General features: G+C 50.2%; 19 protein-coding genes and 2 pseudogenes. 17 read left to right on the top strand and 4 right to left on the bottom strand.

Annotated elements, in window-relative coordinates:
• Nucleotides 1-212: 212 nt before the first annotated feature.
• Nucleotides 213-575: a hypothetical protein gene (locus tag B0X70_RS20975; RefSeq protein ID WP_217470286.1), complete on the top strand. Its 363-nt coding sequence runs from the start codon at nucleotides 213-215 to the stop codon at nucleotides 573-575.
• Nucleotides 576-920: 345 nt separating this feature from the next.
• Here B0X70_RS20975 and B0X70_RS20970 read toward each other — a convergent pair whose 3' ends face one another.
• The 4 genes and pseudogenes from B0X70_RS20970 to B0X70_RS20955 form a co-directional block, all read right to left on the bottom strand.
• Nucleotides 921-1859 carry an Rpn family recombination-promoting nuclease/putative transposase gene (locus B0X70_RS20970; protein ID WP_036807898.1) on the bottom strand — a complete coding sequence of 313 codons (939 nt, stop codon included), beginning with the start codon at nucleotides 1857-1859 and terminating at the stop codon, nucleotides 921-923.
• 209 nt (nucleotides 1860-2068) lie between these two features.
• Nucleotides 2069-2404, bottom strand: a complete 336-nt coding sequence (locus B0X70_RS20965) for a hypothetical protein (protein ID WP_217470285.1) — start codon at nucleotides 2402-2404, stop codon at nucleotides 2069-2071.
• Between the two features lie 916 nt (nucleotides 2405-3320).
• A pseudogene (locus B0X70_RS20960) lies at nucleotides 3321-11135 on the bottom strand (two-partner secretion domain-containing protein); the annotation flags it as partial.
• A gap of 48 nt (nucleotides 11136-11183) precedes the next feature.
• Complete coding sequence (locus B0X70_RS20955; protein ID WP_217470284.1) at nucleotides 11184-12848, bottom strand: ShlB/FhaC/HecB family hemolysin secretion/activation protein; 1665 nt, start codon at nucleotides 12846-12848, stop codon at nucleotides 11184-11186.
• A 730-nt stretch (nucleotides 12849-13578) separates the two neighbouring features.
• Here B0X70_RS20955 and B0X70_RS20950 point away from each other — a divergent pair.
• The 16 genes and pseudogenes from B0X70_RS20950 (at nucleotide 13579) to B0X70_RS20875 (ending at nucleotide 25269) form a co-directional block, all read left to right on the top strand.
• Nucleotides 13579-13755 carry a hypothetical protein gene (locus B0X70_RS20950; protein ID WP_160297013.1) on the top strand — a complete coding sequence of 59 codons (177 nt, stop codon included), beginning with the start codon at nucleotides 13579-13581 and terminating at the stop codon, nucleotides 13753-13755.
• Nucleotides 13730-13924 (top strand): hypothetical protein, encoded by a 195-nt coding sequence (locus B0X70_RS20945; protein ID WP_217470283.1) that lies wholly within the window; start codon nucleotides 13730-13732, stop codon nucleotides 13922-13924. Before B0X70_RS20950 ends, B0X70_RS20945 begins: the two co-directional genes overlap by 26 nt.
• Before the next feature lie 390 nt (nucleotides 13925-14314).
• Nucleotides 14315-15205, top strand: coding sequence for an integrase domain-containing protein (locus B0X70_RS20940; RefSeq protein ID WP_217470282.1), 891 nt, complete (start codon nucleotides 14315-14317; stop codon nucleotides 15203-15205).
• A 34-nt stretch (nucleotides 15206-15239) separates the two neighbouring features.
• A complete protein-coding gene (locus tag B0X70_RS20935; RefSeq protein WP_181148744.1) occupies nucleotides 15240-15467 on the top strand; it encodes a hypothetical protein in 228 nt (75 codons plus the stop codon).
• A 626-nt stretch (nucleotides 15468-16093) separates the two neighbouring features.
• Entirely contained in the window at nucleotides 16094-16516 is a 423-nt protein-coding gene (locus tag B0X70_RS20930) for a hypothetical protein (protein ID WP_110086621.1), read from the top strand.
• An 858-nt stretch (nucleotides 16517-17374) separates the two neighbouring features.
• A pseudogene (locus tag B0X70_RS20925) lies at nucleotides 17375-17830 on the top strand (integrase domain-containing protein); the annotation flags it as partial.
• Between the two features lie 579 nt (nucleotides 17831-18409).
• A complete protein-coding gene (locus B0X70_RS20920; RefSeq protein WP_217470281.1) occupies nucleotides 18410-18820 on the top strand; it encodes an antirestriction protein in 411 nt (136 codons plus the stop codon).
• A 219-nt stretch (nucleotides 18821-19039) separates the two neighbouring features.
• Entirely contained in the window at nucleotides 19040-19261 is a 222-nt protein-coding gene (locus B0X70_RS20915; protein ID WP_036814765.1) for a hypothetical protein, read from the top strand.
• A 12-nt stretch (nucleotides 19262-19273) separates the two neighbouring features.
• Nucleotides 19274-19651 (top strand): hypothetical protein, encoded by a 378-nt coding sequence (locus tag B0X70_RS20910; protein ID WP_036814764.1) that lies wholly within the window; start codon nucleotides 19274-19276, stop codon nucleotides 19649-19651.
• Entirely contained in the window at nucleotides 19651-19947 is a 297-nt protein-coding gene (locus B0X70_RS20905; protein WP_046396235.1) for a hypothetical protein, read from the top strand. The genes B0X70_RS20910 and B0X70_RS20905 overlap by 1 nt, the downstream gene beginning before the upstream one ends.
• On the top strand, nucleotides 19931-20497 hold the full coding sequence (locus tag B0X70_RS20900; protein ID WP_246593351.1) for a hypothetical protein: 567 nt from the start codon (nucleotides 19931-19933) through the stop codon (nucleotides 20495-20497). Before B0X70_RS20905 ends, B0X70_RS20900 begins: the two co-directional genes overlap by 17 nt.
• Before the next feature lie 70 nt (nucleotides 20498-20567).
• Nucleotides 20568-22526, top strand: coding sequence for a TA system toxin CbtA family protein (locus tag B0X70_RS20895; protein ID WP_246593350.1), 1959 nt, complete (start codon nucleotides 20568-20570; stop codon nucleotides 22524-22526).
• Between the two features lie 101 nt (nucleotides 22527-22627).
• A complete protein-coding gene (locus B0X70_RS20890) occupies nucleotides 22628-23539 on the top strand; it encodes a hypothetical protein (RefSeq protein WP_217470279.1) in 912 nt (303 codons plus the stop codon).
• 65 nt (nucleotides 23540-23604) lie between these two features.
• Complete coding sequence (locus tag B0X70_RS20885) at nucleotides 23605-23937, top strand: DUF3085 domain-containing protein (protein ID WP_046975216.1); 333 nt, start codon at nucleotides 23605-23607, stop codon at nucleotides 23935-23937.
• Between the two features lie 88 nt (nucleotides 23938-24025).
• A complete protein-coding gene (locus B0X70_RS20880; RefSeq protein ID WP_040152197.1) occupies nucleotides 24026-24214 on the top strand; it encodes a hypothetical protein in 189 nt (62 codons plus the stop codon).
• A gap of 128 nt (nucleotides 24215-24342) precedes the next feature.
• Nucleotides 24343-25269 (top strand): DUF1281 domain-containing protein, encoded by a 927-nt coding sequence (locus B0X70_RS20875; RefSeq protein ID WP_217470278.1) that lies wholly within the window; start codon nucleotides 24343-24345, stop codon nucleotides 25267-25269.
• Nucleotides 25270-25278 lie beyond the last annotated feature (9 nt).

The raw sequence follows: 25278 nt of genomic DNA, 5'->3' as shown, positions 1-25278 counted from the left end.
AGCAACGCTCTGAAAGTGAAGCAACACAATCAGAGCGTCTGACCACAACATTATCGGAACTAATGCTATGGCTAATATGAATAGTAACATATCCTCATACTCAAAGCGTTATACATTTAACGCGCAATCTAATGTAGAAACCGAAGCACATACCTTGCTTACAGACTTTTCTTTGGTTTTAATTTTTTCTAAATCAATTGAGAAGCAATATTATGCACAGTAGCATCCCAGACATTCTCGACGACAGTAATATACCTGATCTGGATATCTTATGGTCTGCCATGTCGGATGCAATTGCATCACTGGATTTTTCATGTATTAGCTATACTGTACTGTGTCAGTTAATTGAATCATCCAAAGAAAATACTATGGGCATGTGTCATGGTGTAACTTTTCTTGGTGACTCAATGTTGTCGTTTGCCAGTAATAACATCCATGAATTTACGCCAGAGAGTTTGTGTCAGCTCGGGCATAGCCTAGAGGCGTTGAGTTCTCTATTACCGATGTTGTTTACTCTGCATGAAAAAGCGAGTGGTGAATGTCACCGTAGGGCTTTGAAAAACGAAATAAAATAGTTTTTTCAAATGAAACCGGAAAATTTTTGGATGGTTTTCCGGTTTAAAGGCATAAACTATTGCCGACAGGGTGTTCGATACTCATTAGAGCTGATTTTTCCCCTTCCCGAGGCCCGGTAAAAGTTTCTTTTGATGTATGGGCCCGTGTATTTTGTGAGTGGTGTATTAGTTCAGATTAGATCTGACACTTCGATTTGAAAAGAAGAGAGTTACCCGTTTTGATTAAAGGTCGCGCTAGGAATAGCCAGTAACGGCTATTCCTAGCGCGACCAATGAACACATTAATAAAAAGGACGTTAGTTGCTGCGGCTGACGCTCTTAATGGGATTCCTTCTGGTGTCAGAATCAATGACGGATCTGCGCCAACTCGTCTTCAGATAAGCCAGTCGCTTCGAGAACAGCCTCGCGAGGCATCCCCATTTTCAGAAGGCTGTGGGCAACGTCGAGTTTACCCAGCAGCACGCCTTCTTCACGTCCTTTCTGTTCACCCAACTGAATCCCTTTCCGAATCCCGCGTTGTTCGCCCTCGAGGCGGAGTTTTTCAGCGATAGTCATCAGAGCTTCCTCATGCTGTGGCACACGTGATGCCAGAGTGTTTAGCAAAGCAGCCGGATCGTGAGATTCTCCCGCCTGCAGCATATAGTTTATCACAGATATCAGTTGTTCCTGCGTGGTATATCCTTCCAGTAACAATGTTACCAGCTGGTCAAGCAGCTCGGTCAGATCACGCTGGCGAATGTGTTTCTGCAACATTTCGAGCACAGCCATACGACGATGTTTCATTATTTCGTCGTCCGGAATAACGGTAATATCAACCAGCGGAAAATCTTTATTGTACAGCTCGCCGGCAAGTTCCGGATCATCGAACTCCAAAAGCCAATTCATCGGATACGGATACGGACTGATCTTTCCCTGGTAGAATAGTACGGGTATCACCAACGGTAATGTTTTATGACCAGCATCAAGATGACGTTGCATGGCAGCAATGGCATAACGCAACATCCGAAAAGCCATGTGTTTATCAGGCGAGCTTTGATGTTCAATCAGACAGTATACATAACCGTCACCCTTACCCGTTTTCAGTGAATACAAAACGTCACTGTAGTATGGCCGCAGATCGTCTTCAATGAAGCTTCCCGATACCAGTTGCAGCGTATTCAGATCACAAACCTTCAGCAGAGTTAGTGGTAAATGGAACTGTAGAAAATCTCTGGCCGTATCTGGATGCGTCAGAAACTGCTTAAAAATAGCATCATGTAATGTTGGCGTAGTGTTCTTCTTCATTGTTCATCATATTCCCTGTAACCCCGATACTCATTTTAACATATTCTCCGGAGGTTCACAGAGAGATCAGTTCAGGTAAAAGGTTAAATGACCCTCGACAGAAACCAACCCCACATTTGTGATTTTTACTCCTACCTAGGTCAATACACATCCATAAATCAAGAAAACCTTGCTCTAACAGAACAAGGCTTTTTAATACATAAAATTTATTAATTGATTTTATTGGCTTTTTCCATAACAATTTTTAAGTTATCACGGGCATCTTTTTTTGTTTTGCCTTTACCTTGTATTGTTTTTGCATACTCCTCTACAGATATAATTTCATTTTTAGTTATGGTGTTATCCATTCTAGATACATCAAATTCAATAACATACTTACCATTAACAAGATAAGTATAAATATCTACACTTTGATCTATACCCTGACCTAAGAAATAAGCTGAATTAACAACCCCAAACTCTTTTTTTAAAAAAGGGATAATATTGTTTTGTTCTAACAACTTAAAATCAACCAACATCTTTTTTGCTAATTCATCTACATTCATATTACATCTTTCCCGGAGTTGCTGTTATCAAATTACCATGTTTATCTGTAAGAATTGTCATAGTATTTGTTGGTTTTCCATCACTAAATTTATCGACACCTATATTTCTATCAAAAGTAATTACTCGTTCATAAAGAATCTCTTTTTGACCAGTTGTCTTATTAATTGAAATACGAGTATTACTAATAGGTATTTTTGTAACTTCTGAACTCTTAAGGATATTTTTCACTTCAGACTGACTGATAGTAAATTGACTCGCGTTATCTTTACCAGAAAAATGACGTTTAATAACATGCTCCCAACCAGCCTTAGAGTCACCATTTTGAACATTGATACGAGATTGAACAATTGGGTGATCTAAATTTGTTTTAGCAATTACATTATCAGCACCGTTTGAAATTTTATATCCATTGACAGTAGAGATTTCCTTCCCTTTTTCGGTATTAACCTGCTGACCTTGGGCTGCATTGATGGCACTCTTACCTGCCTTACTAATCCCACCGGCCACCCCCGCAGACGCCGCAATTCCCGTCTGCCCCATAATCTTCACGATTTCCTGGGTCGTTTCTTCTGAACCGCCGGTGACTTGGGCACGATGGAGCACCAAATTCCGTGATGCGTCAATATTTGACATGGCACCCCGTAAATCTGCCCATTCCCGCACTTCTGCCGGCGTAAGGGAATCCAGCCCCTGCATTCTGGCTTTTTCCTGAATTTCGCCTATTCGTGCGCTGTAATCACCTTGCAATGCCCGCAGTTCTTTGGCAACAGCAACGCACTGGTCAGCGCCTGAACACGTTGCTATCCGTTCCTGAACCTTGTCATACTCCTGCCGATATTTATCCCTAACGGCAGAGCGGCAACTGCTATCACCCTGACAATTAACCAGTTCCTCACTGCGCGATTGATTCTTCTCCACACTTAGGTGATTGTTATCGACTGCGTTCTTCCCGGCTTGAGCCCCGGTAACGGCGCTGGCGGTGGAGTCACCAGCAATGCCGCCGGCCAGTCCTGCCGCCAGGGTGGAAAGGGTGCTGATAGTTTGCTTCTGCTCTTCCGTTAACTCACTGACTTTTGCCCCGTCGCCGTAAAGCTGCTTAATCAGGACCTGAGCCGCCAGTTCACCCGAAGCGGCACCGGCTGCCCCTGACAGGGCATTGTTACCGCTCACTTCCGCCGCCACCGCGCCTAAAATCGCATGGGCCAGCGTGTTGGTGGCGATATCCACCTGATGGTTTTTCGGGTCGGTGGTCAGCTCTTTTATCACGCCCGCCAGATACGGTGAAGCGCCCCCGGCCAGCGCCTGACCGAGATTGTTGCCCGCTAAGCCCTCAATCGCTGCCGTAGCCGCCTGTAGGGCTTTCTGATAGGTTCCGCCGGTCCCAAAGCCCGAGTCATTCAGTGCCTGTGTGTAAGCGGTGTCATAAACTTGCTTATTAATATCCGCCGCAGTCGGGTGTGGATTGCCACTGTCGACCAGTTTTTTTCTGGCTGCCGCTTTGTCCGGTTCACTGATATGGTCCAGCTTCGCTTTCGCCGCTTTGGTGGCGATAATTTTCCCTTCCGTACTGGCTATCTCGGTCATCTGGGCGCTGATTTCGCCAATCAGTCGCGCCTGTTTCAGCCGTTGCTGCTCTTTTTCCTTGTCAAATATCGGACTCAGGACATTGGCGGCATTATCGGTATCGCGGCTGAGGGTCGCGACATCCTGCGTCTGGTGCGCTTTATCCCGAATAATCAGGTTGCCGTCGCTGACGGCGGCGTGCGTGGTGCTGCTGTCATGGCCCTGGTTATTGGAACCGCTCAGCCCATTGACCGCCAGATTATTCAGGACCTGACCGGCGGTCGGTTGGCCGAGGCTGACGCCCGCGCTTTGCTGCTCAACAGTAAAGTCCGCTTGATTTTTAATATCTTTAAAGCCCAGCGTTCCGGTGTTCAGGGTGTTGTTGGCTTTATCGGCTTGACTCGCTATCACCGCGCCGTCCAGTTGGGTGTGGTCGCCGACGTTAACCTGATAGCCGCTTTTGCCGGCAAACAACCCGGTCTGCTCCTGCACGCTGTCATAGTTGCTGTGGAGTTTATTGCGGCTGGCATTGAGGCTCGCGGTGCCGTGGGTGAGGGGGCCCACGGCGGCGCTGACGCCCGCGCTGGCGTTGTGTTGCTGGCTGTCATAGCGCTGGCTGTCCTGCTCGCTGCTTAATGTCAAATGACGTTTTACCTCGGCGGTAATCTGCTCGCCGCTGACCTGGGCCCCTTTCAGCGTGGTATCCCGGCCACTGTTCAGCCCGACGGTCTGTCCCGCCTGTAACGTGGTGTTAGTGTGACTGACGCCGTTGCCGTTTTCACGGCCGGTGCCCCGACTGACATTGGCTGAGACGTTCAGGCCGGTGCCCCCCGGCCCCGCAGTCAGGCCCACGCCCAACGAGCTGCCGAGGCTGCTGTTTTTACCGGTAGTCTGTTCGGTGTTCTGGCTGGAGGAGAGCTGAATATCCCGGTTAGCATGCAGTTGCAGGTCTTTACCCGCCTGTAACTGGCTGCCCTGAATACGGATATCGCCATGCTGGCCTGATGCGCCTTTGCCATCCCCTTTGGCGGTTATGGTCAGGTTATCCCCGGCAGCGAGATGGCTGCCCTGTTGAGTGGTCTGGCGGTGCTGCTGTTCTGAACGGGAAGATTGACGCCCGTAGGACAGGCTCACCCCGGCCAGATTGTTATTGCCTTTGTCGTCACTGCCCTGAGCCTCCGCCAGTCGGCCAGCCTGCACGGCCTGTACCCCGCTCAAGGCGGCTTGAGTGTTTTGCAGGGCTTTCACTCGCGGGTCACTTTCATTGCGAGCGGCTCTGGCGGTTTGCGCCGCGCTGTTGACGGCACCCCCGGCGGCGCCACTCAGCGCCACGGTTAAGCCGCTCTGTTTTTGTTCGGTTTTTGTCGTGGTGTGATGGCGGTTTTCCGCGCTGGTGATATCGACCTGTTGACCGGCCAGCGTCAGGTCTTTACCGGCAATCACCTCGCTGCCGTGAACCCGGAGCTGTTCCCCCGCGTTGAGGGTGACGTTGCCCTGGCTGCTGCCGACCGTGCTGCCTTTACTCAGCTGGCTGTCACTGTCGGTGGTGACTTTCTGGCTGGCTTTGCCTAAGGTGAAGCCAATCCCCCCGGTCCCCATCAGGCCGGATTTTTTCTCCTGCCGCAAATGGGTTTCATCGTGTGCTTCCGCGGCGGTGGTGACGGTGAGCTGATGACCGGCGTTCAGGTTGACATCCTGCGTACCGGCGACATTGCTGCCGCTGATATTTAAGTTTTTACCTGCCTGGAGATTGACCTTATCGCCACTGAATGTGGCGCTCAGAGCCTGCCGGTCATGCACTTCGTCGTGGGTTTCCACTGACGATTTCGACAGCCAGCCTTTGCTGGTTTGTTTACTGTGCTCCACTAAATCGGATGAAGCCGTCCCGGTGGTCAGCGTCAGGTTATTGCCGGCCTGCGCCGTCAGTTGTTGACCGGCGTTGACGTGGGCGGCGGTGGCGTTCAAATCCTGCCCGGCTTGCAGGGTCACCTCACCGGCGCCGGTTATCTGGCTGCCGATATCTTGTTGCTGGGTCAGATGGCGATAGTTATCTTTCCCCCAGTTGCCCTGTTCTGTACGGCGCGTGCTTAAGGCGTCCAGCGTCAGGTCATGGCCTGCGGTTATCTCGGTGTGACTGTATTTACCGGCATTCTTGACGTCACTGGCGGTTAATTGGACATTGTTAATGGCGCTCAGCGATAAGGCGCCTTTATCATTCTGCACATAGATGCCCGCTGGACGGTCTAACCAGCGGTTAGCCTCATCCCCGCGCACGGTCGATGCGCTGATGATATCCCGGCCTGTCAGAGTCACCCGGTCATCGCCCTGAATCTGGCCGCCCCGGTTGGTGAGCGTCTGTTGGGCCGTCAAATCCACTTTGCCGCCGCGAATAAACCCACTATTGGTCAGATTGTTGGCCGTCAGTTGGGTGACGTCACGCCCGCTAATCGTGCCGCTGTTGGTGATATCGCCCTGACTGTTGAGCGCCACGGTATTCCCGGCCAGCAAAGCGCCGTCACTGCTCAGGTCGCCCTGACGGACGCGGGCATAAACCTGCGGCACGGTGACCACCTCGGTAGTGCCATCCGGCAGGGTCACGGTTTGGTTAGTCAGCCAGATAATATCCGAGGTCAGCAACGCCATCTGTGCCGGGCTTAAGGCGACGCCCGGCGTTAATTGCTGCTGTTTGCCAAAAGCGACACCGGCATCCATCAGCGCTTTAAACTGGGCTTCGTCGTTGTTGTAGCCCGGCAGATAGCGCTGGCCGGTCAGTTGGGTGATTTGGTCACGCACCAGACGCTGTTCGTAGAACCCATCGCCCAGGCGTTTGTGAACCAGCGCCGGGTCGTGCGTTAACTGTTGCCGCATGTAGTCCGAGCCCAGCCACTGTTTATACTGGGTAAATTTCGGGTCGGTCTCGACCAGATAGTGGCTGTCGCTGCCCGGCTGCACGGTATACAGGCTGTTATCCGGCAGGCGAGTATCGGGGGTCACCACGCGTATCACCGGATCGACTGTTTGCCCTTTGACGGTCTCCGGGGGCAATACCAGTGGCTGATTTTTGATACCGTTCACCGGCGTGACCGTCGTGGGGGCAGAATGTATCTGACTGGTCTGTCGGTCTGTAATCGTGATATCGGTGCCCTGTGGACGGGTATTCTCCTGCCAGGCCAGCGTTTTCAGGTCGAGGGTTTCTATTACGGGGGCCGGGTCATAATTGCTGCGGCTTTTCCCCTGCGAGGTTTTGGTGCCACCGAACCCGAACTTTTTCTTTTTGGTTTTTTTAGCATACCAGTGGGTCTGACTGCCCGTATCGGTGGTAATCCGTTCTCCCTGAGTAGCGATATTGTGCAGTTCGCCAATTTCACCACCGAGCGTGCCGCCAGCGACAATCTGGCTGTCGTGATTAGTGACCTGCGCACTGTTGAGCGTCATATTGCCCCCGGCCAGAATTTTACCGGGGTCGCTCTGTTTAACCTGAGTTTCCTTGACGGTGCGGGTGTACTGATATTCGTAAAAGTCATTACTGCGGCTGCCATCCGGCATGATGGCATCGTGCACTTTGTATTTATTGCGGTGGGAAGTGTCCACCTGTGACCAGTCATAACGGGTGGTCTGGCCGCTCAGTACCGCGTCATGATGCTGAGACTTTTCCGTTTCGACGACCTGGGTGACCAACCCGGCGTTGGTGTTGTTAATCCGGTCGGCATTAATCTTCAAGTGGCGCCCGGCTTCAATCGTCGCCGCGTGGTTATTGAGCTCACGCGCCTGACCGGTGGCCGTCAGGGTATTATCCAACTGACCGCCGATGCGCATGTCGCCCACGCTGTAAATCTGCGCATGATGCTGGTTGTTGAGCGTTCCGGTGCCGATGTCCAGCCGGTCACGTGCCGCAATGACCGCAGCTTTGCCGTCCTGGGCGGTGTTATTCAATGTGCCCGTCTGGAGGGCCAGCTGGTCCCCGTAAATGCGCCCGGTGCCGGTATTGTTCAGGGTGTTGGCCGTGAGATGAGTCAAACCGCCGTCAATCAGTCCGGTGTTGCTCAGGGTATCGTGAGCCTGGATTTGCGTTTGCCCGGCGCTAATTTCACCGGAGGCGCTATTGGTGAGATTGTGAGTGTCAAGATGCAGCGCCCGACCGGCTTTTATCTGGCGGTCGTTGAGGAGATTGCCGGTTGTTTTCAGGGTCAGATTGCCATTGGCCGCGGTGTTGCCGGTATGATGAAAATCCTCGGTTAAAGTGACCGCCATATCGCCCTGCGATAACAGTTGGCCGTCACCGCTCAGAGAGTGTGCGTTAATCGTGGCCTGTTCCCCGGCAATTAAGGTGCCTTGCCGGTTGTTAATCACCAGCGAGGTGTGCCCGCTCTTGTCGTCTACGGTAAGCTGTTTGCCCGCGGAGATTAACCCCTCGGCATTCTCCAGCGTGTGACTCACCTGAGCTTGCAGATGGTTGGCTGCCCGTAAAGCGCCCTGGGTATTGTCCACCTGTTGGGCATTGACCGTCAGGTTTTGTGCTTCCACCCCGTTATCCGTCTGCGCCGTCTCGCGGTTAATCAGGCGAGCGGTGTTCAGGGTCAATTGCTGACCGCCACGGATAAGGCCGCCGGTGTTATCGATTTGGGTGTCAACATTGAGTGTGGTGTCGCCCACCGCCTGCACCTGCCCGTGACGATTATCGAGCTGGTGAGTGTTCAGGGTTAAGGTGTCCGTGGATAACAGTTTGCCGTCCCGGTTATCCAGCGCTGCCTGCCGGGTGTCGATAACCACCTGTCCGCCTTGAAGATGACCGTGGCGATTGTCCAGTGGACCGCTGGTTATTGTGGTTTTTCCTTCTCCAATAATCTGGCCCTGCTGGTTATCCAGTAACTGCCCGTTAGTATCCAGAGTCAGGGCGTCGGCGGATTGTAAGGTGCCCTCGCGGTTTATCAGTTGTCGGCTGTGAATGTCCAGCCCGCCATTCCCGGCAATCTGTCCCTGAGTATTAGTGAGCTTGGCGCCGGTCAGCGTGGTTTTACCGTCCGCGGCGATTATCCCGCCGGTGTTATCAACATCGCCGGCGCGCAGGGTTAATTGCCCGCCGCTTAACACCCGGCCCGCCTGATTGTCCAGGGTGTCTTTGACGGTCAGTGTCAGCGAGCCTTTTTCGGCGGCCACGATGTTGCCGTGACGATTATCGACGGTCGTTGCTTTAAGGTTCAGGTTGCCGTTGCCCGCAAGGGTGCCGTGCTGGTTATCCAGCATTCGGGTGGTGAGGGACAGCGTATCTTTGCCCTGTTGTTGCATCATGCCGCCTTGATGGCTCAGGGTGTCGGCGTTGACGGTTATCTGCCCGGCCTGAGTTTCGGCGTGGTTGAGTTGCAGTTCACCGGCCTGTATCGTCAGGGCGCCATTGGTGAGCAGTTTGCCCTGATTGCCGAGCCACCGTTGGGTGTTGAGCGACAGTTTCCCGTTGCCTGCCAGTTGCACTGTCCCCTGAGTGTTATCGGCCTGATGCGCGGTCAGATGCAGGTCCTCGCCCTGACTGGCAATGTTGCCCTGCTGGTTGTTGAGCCGATCAGTAGTGAGAGTCAGTTTCCCCTGATTGAACACCATCCCTTCACGGTTATTCAGGGCGCGGGTATGGAGCGCCAGTTCACCGGTCCCGGTCTGGTTAATTTTTCCTTTCAGATTAGAGATATCCGGGGTCGTGAGGTGGATTTCCCGCGCCACTAACTGGCCGCCGTCGTTGTTAAACTGGCCCGGCGTTTTCGCGCTAAAACGGTCGGCGTTGACGGTAGCGCGAGTGGTACTGATGCCCGATTGACTGGCAGTCAGTTGAATTTGCCCGGCCGCCGTCTGGCTGTCGCTCAGGTCAATTTGTTGGCTGTGGATAGCCAGCGTATCGGCGGCCAGATTTTTGCCATTAGCCTGAACGTGCTGCGCGGTCAAGGTCAGTGAGCCGGGGCGGGTGGTGTTGCCGTTATCATCCAGTCCCGCGGCCCACACACTGTTATGGCTGCTGTGTATTGTGTCTGCGTTGACCGTGGTATCGCCGCGGGCTTCCACCCGGCCCTGATTATCTAACGCGCTGCCCGCCTGTAAATTCACCGCCGATTGTGACAGCAATTTGCCGGTGTTAGTGACATCGGCAGACGAGGTTAATTGCAACGCGTCACGGCTGCTGAGGGTGCCGCGGTTCTCTATCCGGCCATCGGCGGTGATATGGACCTCCCCGGCAGACGCGCCGATATTACCGGCATTATGCACGCCCACCCCCGCCTCGGTGCCTATCAGCCTGATTTTATGGGCATACATGCCGCCCAGCGCCGCCACATCCAACGCAAACTCTGGGTGCTTTTCATCGTCAACCGATTTTTTCTTAATCTGCTGATGCGTCGCATCGACAATATTGCGCCCGGTGGTCACTTTCAGGTCTTGCGCGTGTAATTTGGCGTTAATCGCCACGGAGCGGGCGATAATATCGGTGTAACTTTGCTGTGTGCTGTCCATGCCGCGCCCGTCAATCCGCACTTCCCCCTGATTGACATCAAACCCTTTCAGCCGGCCCTGTTCCATCAGCGCCTGTCCGGTGGTGAGCGTAGTGCGATGTGAGTTAATGAAACCGCAACCGTTACAGGTGATGCCCGCCGGGTTGGCAATAATCACCTCGGCTTTATGCCCGGCCACTTCAATCCAGCCATTAAGGTGACTGGGGTCACGACTGTTGACCTCGTTAAGAATAACGCTGGCGTCTCCTTTGGCTAGCCACGGATTGCCTGCGACCATACCGCCCAGTTGCGTCTGGGTGGCCTGATGGCTGTTATTGAGGATAACCCCCTGTTTATCCACGTCAAACTGACGGTAGGTATTGTGGGAAACGCCATCGGCGCCCGGCGTCTGGATATTGACCTGCGGCGTGCCGTTGGCGCTGCGAATGATCGTCGGTTGCTGGCGCCCCGGCGCCTGTCCGTCGGCCACAATCGCCGCCTGCGCGGTGAGCGAAATCCCGCCAAAGGCTAACAACAATCCAAACCGTAGCGCAGTGAGTCGGCAACGATGCTGTGGTGAAGAGGGGCACCGATATCGGCGCCCGGTTCGTCCCCGTCCGGCCCGCGCTATCTCGGCCACCACCATCCACAGCTGGCGGGATTGATTAAAGATAATACGATACAACTGCTTGTTCATGATTTTTACTCCACACAACACTACCCACCGGCAGTTTTGCTATTTGAATTAATACTGCCAATACAGGTTGAATCCGGCCGTGACGGGGGAAGTTTGGAAACCGGCGGGTTTGGACAGCGGGACGCCGACAAACAGGTCGTAGCTCACCCCTTTCAGGTTGCCTCTCCAGCCCAGGGCGCTCCCCGCCAGGTGTTTTCCGAGCAGCGCGTCGCTGCCCCGGCCGCCCACTTCGCCATAATCCATTGCCAGATACAGCGACTGCCCTTTCAGCGGGGTTTGCCAGTCCAATTCGTTGCGGCTGTACCAGCCCCGATCGGCGGATAAGGTCAACTCGCCATCAAAGCCGCGCACCGTCCAGCGACCGCCAATCGAGAATCGATCCTGGGGTGTCAATGGGCTGGCGCTTATCTGCCGCAGATATTGGGTTTGATAAGAAAAGGGCTGAGAAAACAGCGTTAACGGCCCGGAAAGCGTCGCCGAGAACTGGGTGATTTTAGGCAAGGCGGTCCCCTCATTGCGGTACTCTTCCGGCGCCGGTTGCGCGCCAAACCAGCGCATGCCCTGCTGGTAAGTCACCCGGGTATCCAGCGTCGCGCTGCCGATAAAGTGATGATGAGACAGCCCCAGCTTCCAGCCCGCAGTTTCCCGGCGCTGAACGTCGACTTCGGTCTTATCAATAAAATTGCGCGAAGTCCGGCGATAAATTTCACCGTTGAGCAAGGTTTTCTGGTCGGCGTTACGATGCAGCACCCGGCTAAGCTGGACCGCCAGGTTTTGGCTTTTGCCCCGGTATTGGATCGCCTGATTCAGCCCGGCTATCGTCTGGGTATAATCGTAATGACTGGCCGTCACGCTCGCCATCCAGTAGCCGAACGGCAGCGAGTAATAGAGCGTGTCGTTTTGGCTGCCTTTCCCGGCAGATGAGTGAATATCGCGCCCACCGGAGAGATAGAACAGGTCGCTGAGCGCCAGCGGGTTATCCAGAAAGAAGGTTAAACCGCCCTGATAACGCCCGGTGCTTTTGGAACCGGTATCATCCAGATACGTGGCGACTCGCCAGTGCCGGGACTGACGCCAGTCCAGCACAATATCGCTCTCCCCCGGCTGCGCTGCCGGGACAATGTTCATCTCCGCCTGCACGGTCGGGAAACGTTGCAAGTTTTCCAATCCCTGCTCGATATCCCGTAAATCCAGTAACTTGCCTTCACGCGCGGGAAAGGGGGTTATCCGCTGGATATAGTTCCCGCTGTCTGGGGTATAGCGGATATGCCGGATTTTGCCCGGTATCATCACCAGTTTTAAGGTTTGGGTACGCAAATCCTGGGGAGGAGCCAGAACCCGGCTGGTGACATAGCCGTGATTAATGAGCTGATCTTGCAACTGGGTTATCAGCCGGTTAATGCCTTTATCGCCCAGGCAATGGTTTTCGCCCTGTTGAGCGACACGCCGGAACGGTAGCCAGTGCGGGAAATTTTCGGTGCCGGCCAATACCACATGGGTGACAGGAAAACAGGGGGTTTCCACCGCAAAGGCGGATGCCTCCCCGGTTTCCGGTACCGACAGATGAACTTCCGCAGGCGGCGGGGCTAATTGCGCTTCCAGCGCTTGCTGGCGGGCCTGTTGATGAATGAGTTGTTGATCTGCGATGTCGGCGGCTTGACTGCCTGAGGCTACGCTACAAAAGACCGTTAATACCAAAATACTGCTTTTCATTGACTTTCTATTCCACAATGTCGAAACAGCATTAACCACGAATTTAACTTAACGATCAATATTTAGGGTTGATTATCAACCAGGCAACTAAAATAGGGGGTTGGTTAAGATAGCAGCAAAAACAAGAGGTTATATGACAAAGCAAAAAACAGGCCAATGTGATTATTTTGTAACAGCATTGTATAAAAAATAGATTAATATTAATCATTTAATAACCAGCATTAATAATTTCAAATTAACTTTATTGTTTTATTTTAATTATGTGATGTAAATCACATTTATGATGATTGATTTCAGCATTGAATGACTTGAACTGTGACAGTTATTTTTAATTTGTGATAAGTAATGACCTTTTCTGATTAGGTTGGATGATAACTTTTAGCTCAGTTGGCAGAACTATGCTATTGCGGATTGGGAGATAATCATCAGAAGCAGGTGTTCGTAATTCATTCACAGAGTGGAAAAAATCATGAACCTTAAGGAGACAAAGATCGCTAGTGCGGATTTATGCCAGTCTTGCTTTGTGTCAACTGTTCGGCCTGTCATTTTGCTCACTTTTTGAAAGGCATAAATGATTATTCTATACAGTATGAAAAGCTTTCTTGACCTTGAAATGGACCTTGATTAATTTAAGGCAGTATTCGTTGTCGCGTAAGCGATCGTTAATGTTCCCGCAGTCTGAGAGGAACGCCTTCGGGTGACTGATTTCAATGCCATTGTAGCCTGAGAGATGGCGTCTTCGGACGGCAAATCCGTTTATCCTTTGAAAACGGGTATCACTAACGATAGTGATGAAGGTGCAATTTCACAGACAGTTTTCCGACTTGCCAGTATCCTCAAACAACAACCTACGGTTCATTTTGCTTTCTACGCTTGCCTGGGTGGTTTCGTTCAGCAGTCTGGATGACTGTTGCCAGATTCGACAGGTTATTGGCTATTTTGCGGACAGCGCATTGGGTCCAGAGGAAACGGGCAGCGTCACTTGTTGGCGTGATAACGAAAACCAAGTGACGCTGCCAGCGTACAGCCTGCCAAGCCACGTAATACAAGCTTTCCCCACGTCTTCTACCGTCTGATCGACACGTAGTACATTGGTCAGGATAGTTTGAAGACTGCCACTTACCCTAACGTCTTGAGTGAAAAACAATCATGTTGACGTTTTATATTCAGAAGAAGGAGAACAATCGACTCGATATTGATGGCGACGTCAGTGAAAACTGGCGTTGGAGGTAGTCTGACAACGGTCAGGACGGTGTAAACCGCGAACAGCTCAGAGAGCTGGGGTGCCTCGTAAGAACTCAACATTTCGCCACCCCGATGCACAGATATCAGTCGAGCCGCAGGAAGCGCAAATCAAACCGTGCCGTTGGGGTTGAGAGATGACATTCAGAATACTGTTTTGTATTGCTTGCCTCCGTCAGGTTACAAGCGGTGGTGTCGTGTGGGTTAAAAAGGAAATCGTTTGAATGTCAAAGTTGAGTAAACAGTTAGTCACATTGGCCCGTCAGGCTGGCGGCAGTTTTAAAACCGTTTCAGACAGAATGAAAATAGCCAAACGTCTGGCAGAAAGCATGGCGATATTAAATATTCAAATCCGTGATATTAAGAATATGAAAATTAATCATATTGAAAAATATATTGATAGCCGAAAGTCAGAGAATATTTCAAAGCGCACGTTACAAAATGAGATGGCGGCTGTTCGGGCGATATTCGCTATGGCGGGAAGATCTCAATTAGCTAACCCTCATCACAAACGGTTAAGTAATCATGCGCTCGGATTATCTGGCGCCAGCCGGGAGGGGACTAAGATGGCGATTTCGGATGAGCGTTATCACACGACGCTTGTTGTGGTCCGGGGGAAAGATGAAGGGGTAGCTGCGGCTATGCAACTTTCTCGTTATCTGGGACTGCGAACGGAAGAAGCGGTTCAGGCGGCAAAGTCATTAAGAACGTGGGAAAAAGCCTTATTGCGTGGGGATGAAAGAGTGAGGGTGGTGTTTGGTACAAAAGGAGGACGTCCCCGTGACACGACGGTGGTTGATCGGGATAAAGTGATCCAGGCAGTCAGGGCGGCAATAAAGTATGCCAATAAAAATCAGGGTCGTTTGATTGATAAACCGAATTTACATTCGGCCATTGATCGTTACCGGAATATCGTCAGGGAAGCGGGGTTAACCGGAAAGTCTTCGCCACACAGTTTGCGTTATGCTTATGCTGTTGAGGCCATAAATTATCATTTATCGAAAGGATTAAGTCGAAAAGAAGCGGAAGCGATGGTTTCGATGGATTTAGGGCATGGGGATGGACGCGGGCATTATGTTGCCCGTGTCTACAATAAACAGCACGGTGACGATTAATCGGTTTTTGAATTTAATTTGAATCGAAACAGCCTTGGGCTTAGTTACGCTAGCAACAGGCTGGGCGGGGATACGCTATCCCGAAAACCTTTCTGCCTTTAATCGCTGGATGGAGAACTATCAATCGTTGTGGCTGTTATGGCGATTAAGCCTTTACGCGCTGTTGGTCTGGGGCAACCGGAAAATCTGGCAGTTGACGGAAAACAAACCGGAATATTGTGCCGTGTTAATCAGCGAATGTGCTGTTTATCCTGTTGTGTGAATATGCCCTGTCAGGCAGCATGGAGGTACGCGCGTGACGACAAACAGTTATCTGGAATATTTCCTGACTCTGCTCGGTTCAAACCGGGTTTTAAAACTTAAGGGATACGCAGTTATCCCTTAAGCATCATGGTTCGAATTTTATGCCAGTTTTATTTTTTTCCGCCTGTTTAACCTGTTTATCATTGCCCCGATAATTAAAAATTAGATAAATATTATTAGCGGGGCAGGTAAATTATTAAATTTATTTGTTTTCTTAATTTAGATTGGCTTTATATCCGTTTTCTGTGTTTTTATATTTCATATTGGCATTGCATTGACTCAATATGTATGATGTATATCACAAAAAAGCAAATGGCTTAATGTCATTTAATTCAAGGTGATTTACACTGAAAGCGCTATATTTCTCATGTGCTATTTACATTAACTCTTTTGTTTTTGGTAGTAGACGATTTATAGAAGCCTCAATGGTCGAACCCATTGAGGCTTCGCCATTTATGATAATGAAAATAAATAGAATTGGACCCGATTTACCTATTAATTTTAGCTATTCCTCTATTGAATTAATAGTGAAAACGGTTAGATTGTAAAACCTTTAATATATTCTAAAATGGTTCAGGGAAAGTGATGGTCGATACCGATAAAAATGATAATAGAAAGAAAAGTCAAAAACAATCCAGTCATTTTATTCCTTACAAAACGACATATGATTTACGTTTAAATAAAAGAGAGCCCAAATTAATCAACATATTGATGCAGGTCCAGGGCTATGAATATGGCTTTTTTACGGTGTTAGGAGTCCGCCCTTTATCACAACGGGGTAACCATAAAAACAGTGCCATCTATGTCGTGCGGTGCCGATGTGGTAAATATGCTGTCAGGACACTTAAGGCGATCAAAAATCCGGCTAATGTTACTGACATGTGTGAGCATTGTCTTCACCTGTACAACCTGAGGCGCAGAAAAATCTTTCACACTGAAGGAAAAGATGTCGATTTGTCAGAATTAACCGGCATTAAATATAAAAAACCTTTAGAAATTAAAGAATAAAGGAATAGTATTGCGCTTCAGTGTTAGATCCCAGGAGTGTGTGAAAGCGGCTGGTTAGATATCATAGCACTGGCATTGGCCCCGCCTGAGACACACGCTACCATCTGAATGTGATTACTAGTGATATGATCGCCTGTAAGGATCACCCATTAGATAGCGAAATAAAACGCCTATAGCCTGTAAGGGAGAGTATCACAATGCGGTACATCTGCGCACTTTTGGAAGCCGGTGTCGTCGGACAACAACCCACCGTCCGGCGATGAAAGTTACCCGGTGTTATTCACAACCGGCTTACCACGCAATACGGACAGAGCATTCTTTGCTTCGTTCTGAAAAACATTAACCTGCGTTTTGAACACTGACGATAAACATTCTGAATTCTGTACGGAAATTGTGCAACAGGATCAGTGAATGTCAATGATTTCAGCGTCCACCGTTGTGCGGCGTCACTTGTGTAAAAGCAGAGCGATTACTAAGTGATGCTGCAAGCGTACAACATCCAAAACCACGTAATACAGGTTTTCCCCGTATCTTCCACTTTCTGACCAATACGTAGTACCCTAGTCGGAGGGTTTAAAGATCGCAATCCACCTTAACGTCTTGAGTGAAAAACAATCATGTTGACGTTTTATATTCAGAAGAAGGAGAACAATCGACTCGGTATTGATCGGCGACGTCAGTGAAAATTGGCGTTGGAGGTAGTCTGACAACGGTCAGAACGGCGTAAACTGCGAACAGCTCAGAGAGCTGGGGTGCCTCGCAAGAACTCAACAATTTCCCCGCCCCGATGCACAGATATCAATCGAGCCGCAGGAAGCGCAAATCAAACATGCAACTTTCTCGTTATCTGGGACTGCTCTGGGACTGCGAACGGAAGAAGCGGTTCAGGCGGCAAAGTCATTAAAAACGTGGGAAAAAGCCTTATTGCGTGGGGATGAAAGAGTGAGGGTGGTGTTTGGTACAAAAGGGGGACGTCCCCGTGACACGACGGTGGTTGATCGGGATAAAATGATCCAGGCAGTCAGGGCGGCAATAAAGTATGCCAATAAAAATCAGGGGCGTTTGATTGATAAGCCGAATTTGCATTCAGCCATTGATCGTTACCGGAATATTGTCAGGGAAGCGGGGTTAACCGGAAAGTCTTCGCCACACAGTTTGCGTTATGCTTATGCTGTTGAGGCCATAAATTATCATTTGTCGAAAGGATTCAGTCGAAAAGAAGCGGAAGCGATGGTTTCAATGGATTTAGGGCATGGGGATGGACGCGGGCATTATGTTGCCCGTGTGTATAATAGACAGGGTGGCCATGATTAATCTGTTTTTGGATTTAGCTTGAATAAGAAAAGTATTCTGTTTAGCATAGATTGGCTTATTTGTTGTTTTTGAACAACTGTCAATGTTCTTGCAGTTTGAGAGGAACGCTTTCGGGTGACTGCTCTTAATGTCAGGGGGTCTGAGACTGACGCTTTCGAGTGACCTGTAATGCCACTGTAGCCTGCAAAGTGGCGCCTTTGGGCGGTACACCCGTTTATCCTTTGAAAACGGGTATCACTCATCAGTGATGAAGGTGCAATTTTACTGACCCAGTGGAGGCGTTTAGTTTCCCGATGGGCGACAATCTTCCTCAGTCATCAGGAGGATTGCTAATAGGAAATATAAAATGCGGCTTTGAGACTCACGAGTCTGCCCGTACAAGCGAACCACGTATAGGAAACCTGTTTGACCCCTGTTGACAGCAGTGATGATAATGACTGCGGTGACTGGCGTCATGAGATTTTCTACCTGCCGGATAAGCGGTTAATACCGTGATACCCATTCTGACTACCACCCTGACGGGGAAGACTTTTCCCTGATACAGGGAGAGTGTTCCTCGTTTTTTTCATTCGAGGAAATATGATGCAAACTTTATCGTTATCAACGGAAATATCGGTGAAATCTGTCCGGTTTGAAGAACTGTTTTCGACACAAAGCTGGCTTGAGGCGTTGTTAAAGAAAATGTTTTTTCGCCGGGCCATTCGGTTATGTCCCGGGTATCAGGGCGATTTCTGGGAGGGCCGTGTTTTGTCAAATGGCATTTTTTATGCCGTTCCGACGTTTCAACAACAATACCGTGTGTTTGTTGAGGATAATGGTTTTGAGGGGAGCATGTCAGCGGAGGCTTTTGGCATCACGGTGACGCTATTCTCTCTGTATGAACTGGCAGATTTCAGTGAGCAGGACGACGATATTAAAGCCTTTCATGCTTTGTATGGTTATGCTCGTGGGCATTCAGAAGCTAAAAAAATACTCGCGGCTATTGATTAAATATTATCTGCTTATTCGAACTGAATTTTTATTTAACCCAAGTGAGGCGTGTTTCCCGGGTTGGCGATAACAGGGCCAGTTCCCGTATCTTAAAGGCGTCCTGATAAGGATTGACCTGACGGATTTATTCACTTTGTATGATGTTCTTGACGGACATCTTTTTTCACTTCCCGGGGCTTGTCCCCGTCAAGGGCGGGTTTCCGGTAACAGGAGCTGTTAATGCCTGCTTTTCATTCACCTTCTGATCCGACAATCCTGCCGGCTTCAGAGACATTAACCCCGAAACAACGCTCACTTATCCGCGATTTGATCCGTGATGAGCGTGACTACCGAGATCGTGAAGCACTTCTTAAACTTTTGGGCATGATAACGCTGTTCAAAATTGCGGGGATCCTGACGTTAGGTGTGCTGTTGCTGGTTTTCCAGTTGTTATGGGGATAAAGGAGACGAACGATGTTAATGATCTTTGTGACAGTACTTTGGAGCGTTATTCGTTGGATTTCGCTGTCATTTTACCATGTTATGTCCCGGCTATTACGTCGAAGACAGGTGAGACTACCGGCAGCTCATACGCGAAGACACACGGTGTATGCGGGTAAATGGCAACTTTCTGATGACGCGAAGTCGTGCGGGAGACCAGTTGTGGTCAGAGATAGACACCGCTACAAACCGGGTGTGGAGTTGCTGTATTTCGGTGAGGAGAGTTCGGAGCCGTTTTATGGCGAGCGGTACCTTATCGACGAAACGGAAGCGGTGGATTCGGCGCAGCAGATGCTCACGCGTCTGTTGAGACAGCGTAGTTTGTCAAAGGTTTATGATGAGGCTGCATAATGGTCAATGAGACGTTGACTGCCGTTACCCGGTCGGTGATGCCGGCTGTGGCGATTGAAGAGCCAGTCTGGCTGCGAATGGTAAGTTATCCGTCTGCGCCGGAATATGAAACCGAGCGGTTTCATCAACTGATTTACCAGGCATTCAAAGCCTGGTCGGCAGCAAAGCCGGGAACGTGTGAGGTGACGTTTGGTTTTTTCTGTTTGCCGCATGACGGCGACATGAAGGCCCCCTTATGGCAAGCGCTGCGGCTTAAACATGAATCTGATCGGTTGCTGATTGCGTTGGACGCCTAATGGATTGATTACCCTGACGGGGAAACCCGTGAGGGTTAACTCCGTCAGTCATTTTTTTACAACAGGAGTTAACCCTATGAGTACAATGACGACGAAAGAACACATTCGAGAACCGTCCCAGTCCCTGTCAGTGCAGGCGCTGGCTGAGCCGGAAATATTCAGAAAAACCCGTAGCCGGTTTAATCAGTGGCTGCAGGCGCAATTCGACAATCACTATCACACGCTGAGAAATCACGGTTATCGCTGTTTTCTTGCTCGTCATCATCCGACCGAGCTTGAGCGTTACGATGAGGCCTGTGAAGCCTTACGGCGTGAGGAATTTCACCGGTTCAGTGAGTTGCAGACGCTGGGGCTGTTCCTGTATCAACAGGTTCAGCTAAAGGAGAAAAAACTCAGGCAGCGTCGTCGCTGGCTGTTGACCGGGATAGCATTAACGTCGCTGGTGACAGGCGTGTGTTTGATGTTTCACGCTTACGAGGTTGACTTGTCAGCAGTTTATCACTGGCTGACCGCGTTACCGGCCAAAATAGCGCATTATTTCATGCGCTAATTATTTATCCCCCGGGGAGAGACGACTCCCTGTGGAAGGGTCTCTTCCTTAATTTTAGACAGGAAAAATGATGACCCTTTCTTACCTACCGGATGATATCTGCCGGTTAATAACCCGACGTCTTACAGACAGCCTGGAAAGTGGATGGGCGCCCTGGCAAGCGGCCAGTGAGTACGGTTTGCCGCAGCATGCGCTGACCGGACAACCGTTTAGCGGTATCAATGTGCTGTTGCTCTGGCAAACTATGTTGCAGCGGCAGTTGATATCTAACCGCTGGTTAACCGGTGATGATTTAAGAGCGTTAGGCGGATGGGTGGTCAACGGTGAAAAACCGACAACCATCGTCCGTTACCGGCCTTCAATGTCGCTGATACGTGTCATTAATTTGGAACAATGTGAAGGACTGCCGACAGAACTTCAACCCGGTTTTCCTTTACCTCCGCGTCCGGCTCCCGGTTTTACCGCTGTTCAGCAACTGGTGACGGCCAGTGGGATCCCGGTGGTTCATCGGTCGGGCATCGTGCCCGTTTACCGACCATGGCATGACCGTATTGAGCTGCCTGTCCGGCGGGACTACGTTGAAGGTTCACAATACTGGCATGACTTGTTGCATCAACTGGTTTATGCCACTGGCCATCCGTCCCGGTTAAACCGCTTTGGCCTGACAACCCAAAGTGAGTTAGATGAAGCTCGGGAACAATGGGTGACAGCATTGGGCGCGGCGTTTGTGGCGGCATTAACCGGTGTCCGGGGTAACTCGGTCTATCCTGATAATACAGTACATTGGGAACACGCTTTGGGTTCAGATCCGTGGTGGTTATTTCAGGTGGCTAATGATGCCCGCCGTGCTATGGATTATTTGCAAGACCGCAGACAGCAGTTACCGACCCAAGTGGAATTGTGGCAGCAGATGGCTGCCGTGTTGCTCAGTGAGCACTATGGTTTGCCGCTGAATGACACCATGCTGGAATATGATGAGGTGGTTCAGCGCCATATTGATCAGGGTATCACGCCGCTGATGGCTGTCAGTGCTTTAGCCCGAATATATCACTGGGAACGGCATGACCAGCCAGAAGGCAGGTTGTTCCCGGAAGAGTTGGGGCAGGCCAGCGAGGCATTGGCGTTATTTGCCAGCCAGCCATCGTGTCTGAACTATGCTCGGATCCCGGTGGCAGAACCCGCGGATACTGGCGAGCCGGACAGATCATCACACGCTGAGGAGTTGTTGTTACCGCCGGTGGCGTCTGACCGTGGCTATGCGGATGAAGATAATGATCCGCCTGACGATAACGTTGTGGCGCTGCCATTAGCGGCAACTTACCGGGAACCGAATCCACATAAACAGGCTTTTATCAGACTGTTTAACCAGATTGCGCCCCATGAAAACCGCTGGCAGGTGTTCTGTGATTTTGTGCATATGGCAGCCTGTTCATTGTATAACGCGCTATTGCAAAATGAGGAATTTGAAGCGGACTATATGCAGCGGGTTAAACGTTATTCCCGTGAAGATGCATTCCGGCTGAGTCGTTTGCTGAGTGAAGTTATTATGGGACTGGAGTATGAGGTCGGTGATTTTCTGGGGTCTATTTTCATGGCGCTGGAATTAGGTAATGACCAGGCTGGCCAGTATTTTACGCCGTTTCCTGTCAGCCATATGATGGCCAGAATGCAGTTCGCTGAAGGCTTGACGAGGTTGGGATCCGGAGAGCATGAATATATCACGGTGTCTGACCCGGCTTGTGGCGCCGGCGGGATGATTATTGCGATGCATCAGGCCATGCTGGAAGCGGGGTTTAATCCTCAGCGGCAGATGTTGGCGTTTTGTGTCGATATCGACCCGGTTGCCGCGATGATGACGTATATCCAACTGTCATTGCTGGGCATCCCGGCCGTGGTCACGGTAGGCAATTCACTCACTCATGTCATGTCTCAGCAAATGGTGACGCCAATGTACCATTTAGGCTTCTGGCAGTTCAAACGTCAGCGTCAGGAAGCTGAAGACGAAATAGTGATGCGCAAGGCTGGCTGACATCACATCTTTAATTCAAAGTCACCATTGGGTGGCATCACATTAACCCGATAGGGGATATCCCCTACAGGGGGAACCCCGTCAATCACGAGATTTCCCTTATGTCTTTATTACGTTTTTATATTCGGCATCAATTCGCAGAGCGAATGGGGCTGGAGCTGGATGACGACGCTATTTTCTATCTGTTTCATGAGAGCCAGGGAGATTACATCAATACCTATATAAAGTTTATCAAAGAGTTACTTTTGCCCATCATGACTCATCTTTTGGACAGTTTGTCTGAGGATCCGGCAAACCGGGCCAGATGCAGAAATAGTGAGCGTATCCTGACGTTATGGATACGGGGAATGGATGCGATATCTCATGCTTATCAGGATCCGATGCTGATGCCCTATACCCATCCGGAAAGCAGTGGTCGTGTGGATACCCTTATCAGACCCGACACAGCCGTTTTGCTGAATATGTCGGCGGAGGAGTTTCTCCGTCTGACGGCACAGGATAACTTGCCGGAGGAGGAACAAATCACGCTGGAACAGTTCAGTAAAACGCAACAGTACTGGACACGTTTTATGGACTATTTGGATAAGCAGTTGACAGAAACGTGTCTGTATTGTTTTGAACGTTTGGGTCAATTTCTGCGTTACTTACAGGTTGAACCCCGTTTAATCCGGCGTTTTTCCTCCGCTATCGGTTACATCGATGTATTAATGGGGCCACAGGATTTGCACAATATTGATGCAGAGGAATTTGAGTCAGGGTATCTCGAAGACTATATCGATGAGGTCTCCGATGGATTTATGACGCCCGTCCAGTTTCGGGTTGATGTGGTATACAAAAATGATCGTGTGATAGAGAGTTTTCGATCAGATGTAGACATTGAAGATGTTAACAACCCAACAGTCAGAGATTATCGGGATGTGGTGGATGAGGCAATCACCTGGGTAGATGAGCAGTTTGTGCTGAAAACCCGTTCAGTGAGCCTGTCTTCGCCAGTACAGAGGCTGGCAGCATAACTAAAATTTAACCCATTGGGGGAAATGTTCCCTCAAGGGGAACGTTTCTCCTCAGGAGAACGACGATGTTACTTTTTAAGGCTAAAGACCTGAAACCCGTGTTGCGGGAAGCGATAGCCCATCAGTGTGACGTGTTGCTGGTCAAAGATCAGGGTATTTATATCATGTCTGATATGGGTACGATGCAAAACGGCAGGTATCTTGTCGCTTATGCGTGCGGTTATCATCCAGAGAAGGACGAAGGCTGGTATGAACGTGCCCGGGAGGCGGTGGGCGGAGATGATTTTGCGGAAAAGCTGGGTTTCTCCGTATTAACACTCAACCGGTTACTGAATGACAAATGTGATCTGAAGGTGACGCTGACAGCCACACAAATTATCACACAATTTTACCCCTGATTGCCGGGATGTCGGCAGTCGTTTTCACCCTGACGGGCGTTATTTCCCGTCAGGGGATAACGCCCGTTTTTATTTCGGAGCGTTACTGATGAAAAAGATTAAGACCAAAACAGCCTCAAAAATTATCCGCAAGAACAAAGTCGCTCGTCGTCATGGTAGGCGTTTCCGGCCTGATTTGTACCGGGTGATGACGGGCAGGATTATCGCGGCGTTTGGAAAAAGAAGGCGCCCTGATGTACAGGCCACAAAATTGTGGAGACCGGCTGTCCGGCTATAAATAATTCGGATAGGTCTATCCGAAAGCGGGATAGCCTTTTTTCACATCGCTGAACTTATCACCTGCCTGTGGGGGTATTGCCTTCACAGGGTATGCCCTGTTTCAGGTAAAAAAGAGGATTTTCTACTATGCCGAAGTGGTACGCTAATCGTTTGCATATCACGGGTCAACCTGACCAACTGGAGGCTCTGCAACAATGGGGATTGGGAGACGTCATTCCCTATTACGGGCAGGCTATCCATCAAAGTATTAAGCTGTTTGTCGCGGGCTGTGCCGGTCTCCTGCAACCCACTGAAACGACAGATTACCCACTTTATCCGGCGCTGGTAGCGAAAGGAACAGGGGTAGACTCACCGGAAAACCGGGCGTTTGAGCACTGGCTGGCCTTGTTAAAAGAGAATGTTGCGCTTGATGAAGTCACCAGCCAACAGATTGACAGGCTATACCAACAAAGTGGTCTGGCCGCGCGAAAATGGGAGACGTTGCTCCCGGCAGCGCAGGAAACCATCATAGCGTTGTTTAACCAAAAGTCCTGCGACTGGTTCGGTCTGGTTGACTGGAACGCAGAACGTGACACGGAAATGCTGTGGTCTCATCTTGATGACCGGCTGACAGAGACAGTTCCTTGTGACTTGTTTCTGCTGATACCGACCCGTCTTGCGAGTGAAATCAATGGATTTTGCGGTGGATTGTTAAGGGATCACGAAACGACTCGTGAGTTGTATATCCGATTGTACGGTATGGCACAGCCGCGAGGTTATGAAATAGCCTGGAAGCACAATGATGATGGCAGTCTGACCGGACATTTTGACAAAACACCCAGGGAACCGTGGTATGAAAAAGTCATAACACCTTTATCCAGGCAATATCACTGCCATATCACCCATTATTTTAAAGGTGGCCGTAGTTTTTGTGGTTACGACAGATACCGGAATGGGCAGAGGGAAGAGGGTAGCATTGATACACTGGAATTTGGCGAGGAAGATGAGGACGGTATCCGTAAAGTGGTTGGGCCGGACTACATTCTCGGCAATATTTCACATGACGGATGTTAGTGCGCTGAC

This window comes from Photorhabdus akhurstii, assembly GCF_019090985.1.
Classification (GTDB): Bacteria; Pseudomonadota; Gammaproteobacteria; order Enterobacterales; family Enterobacteriaceae; genus Photorhabdus; species Photorhabdus akhurstii.
Note: the sequence above shows the minus strand (reverse complement) of the source record. Positions and strands in the feature narration are given on the sequence as shown.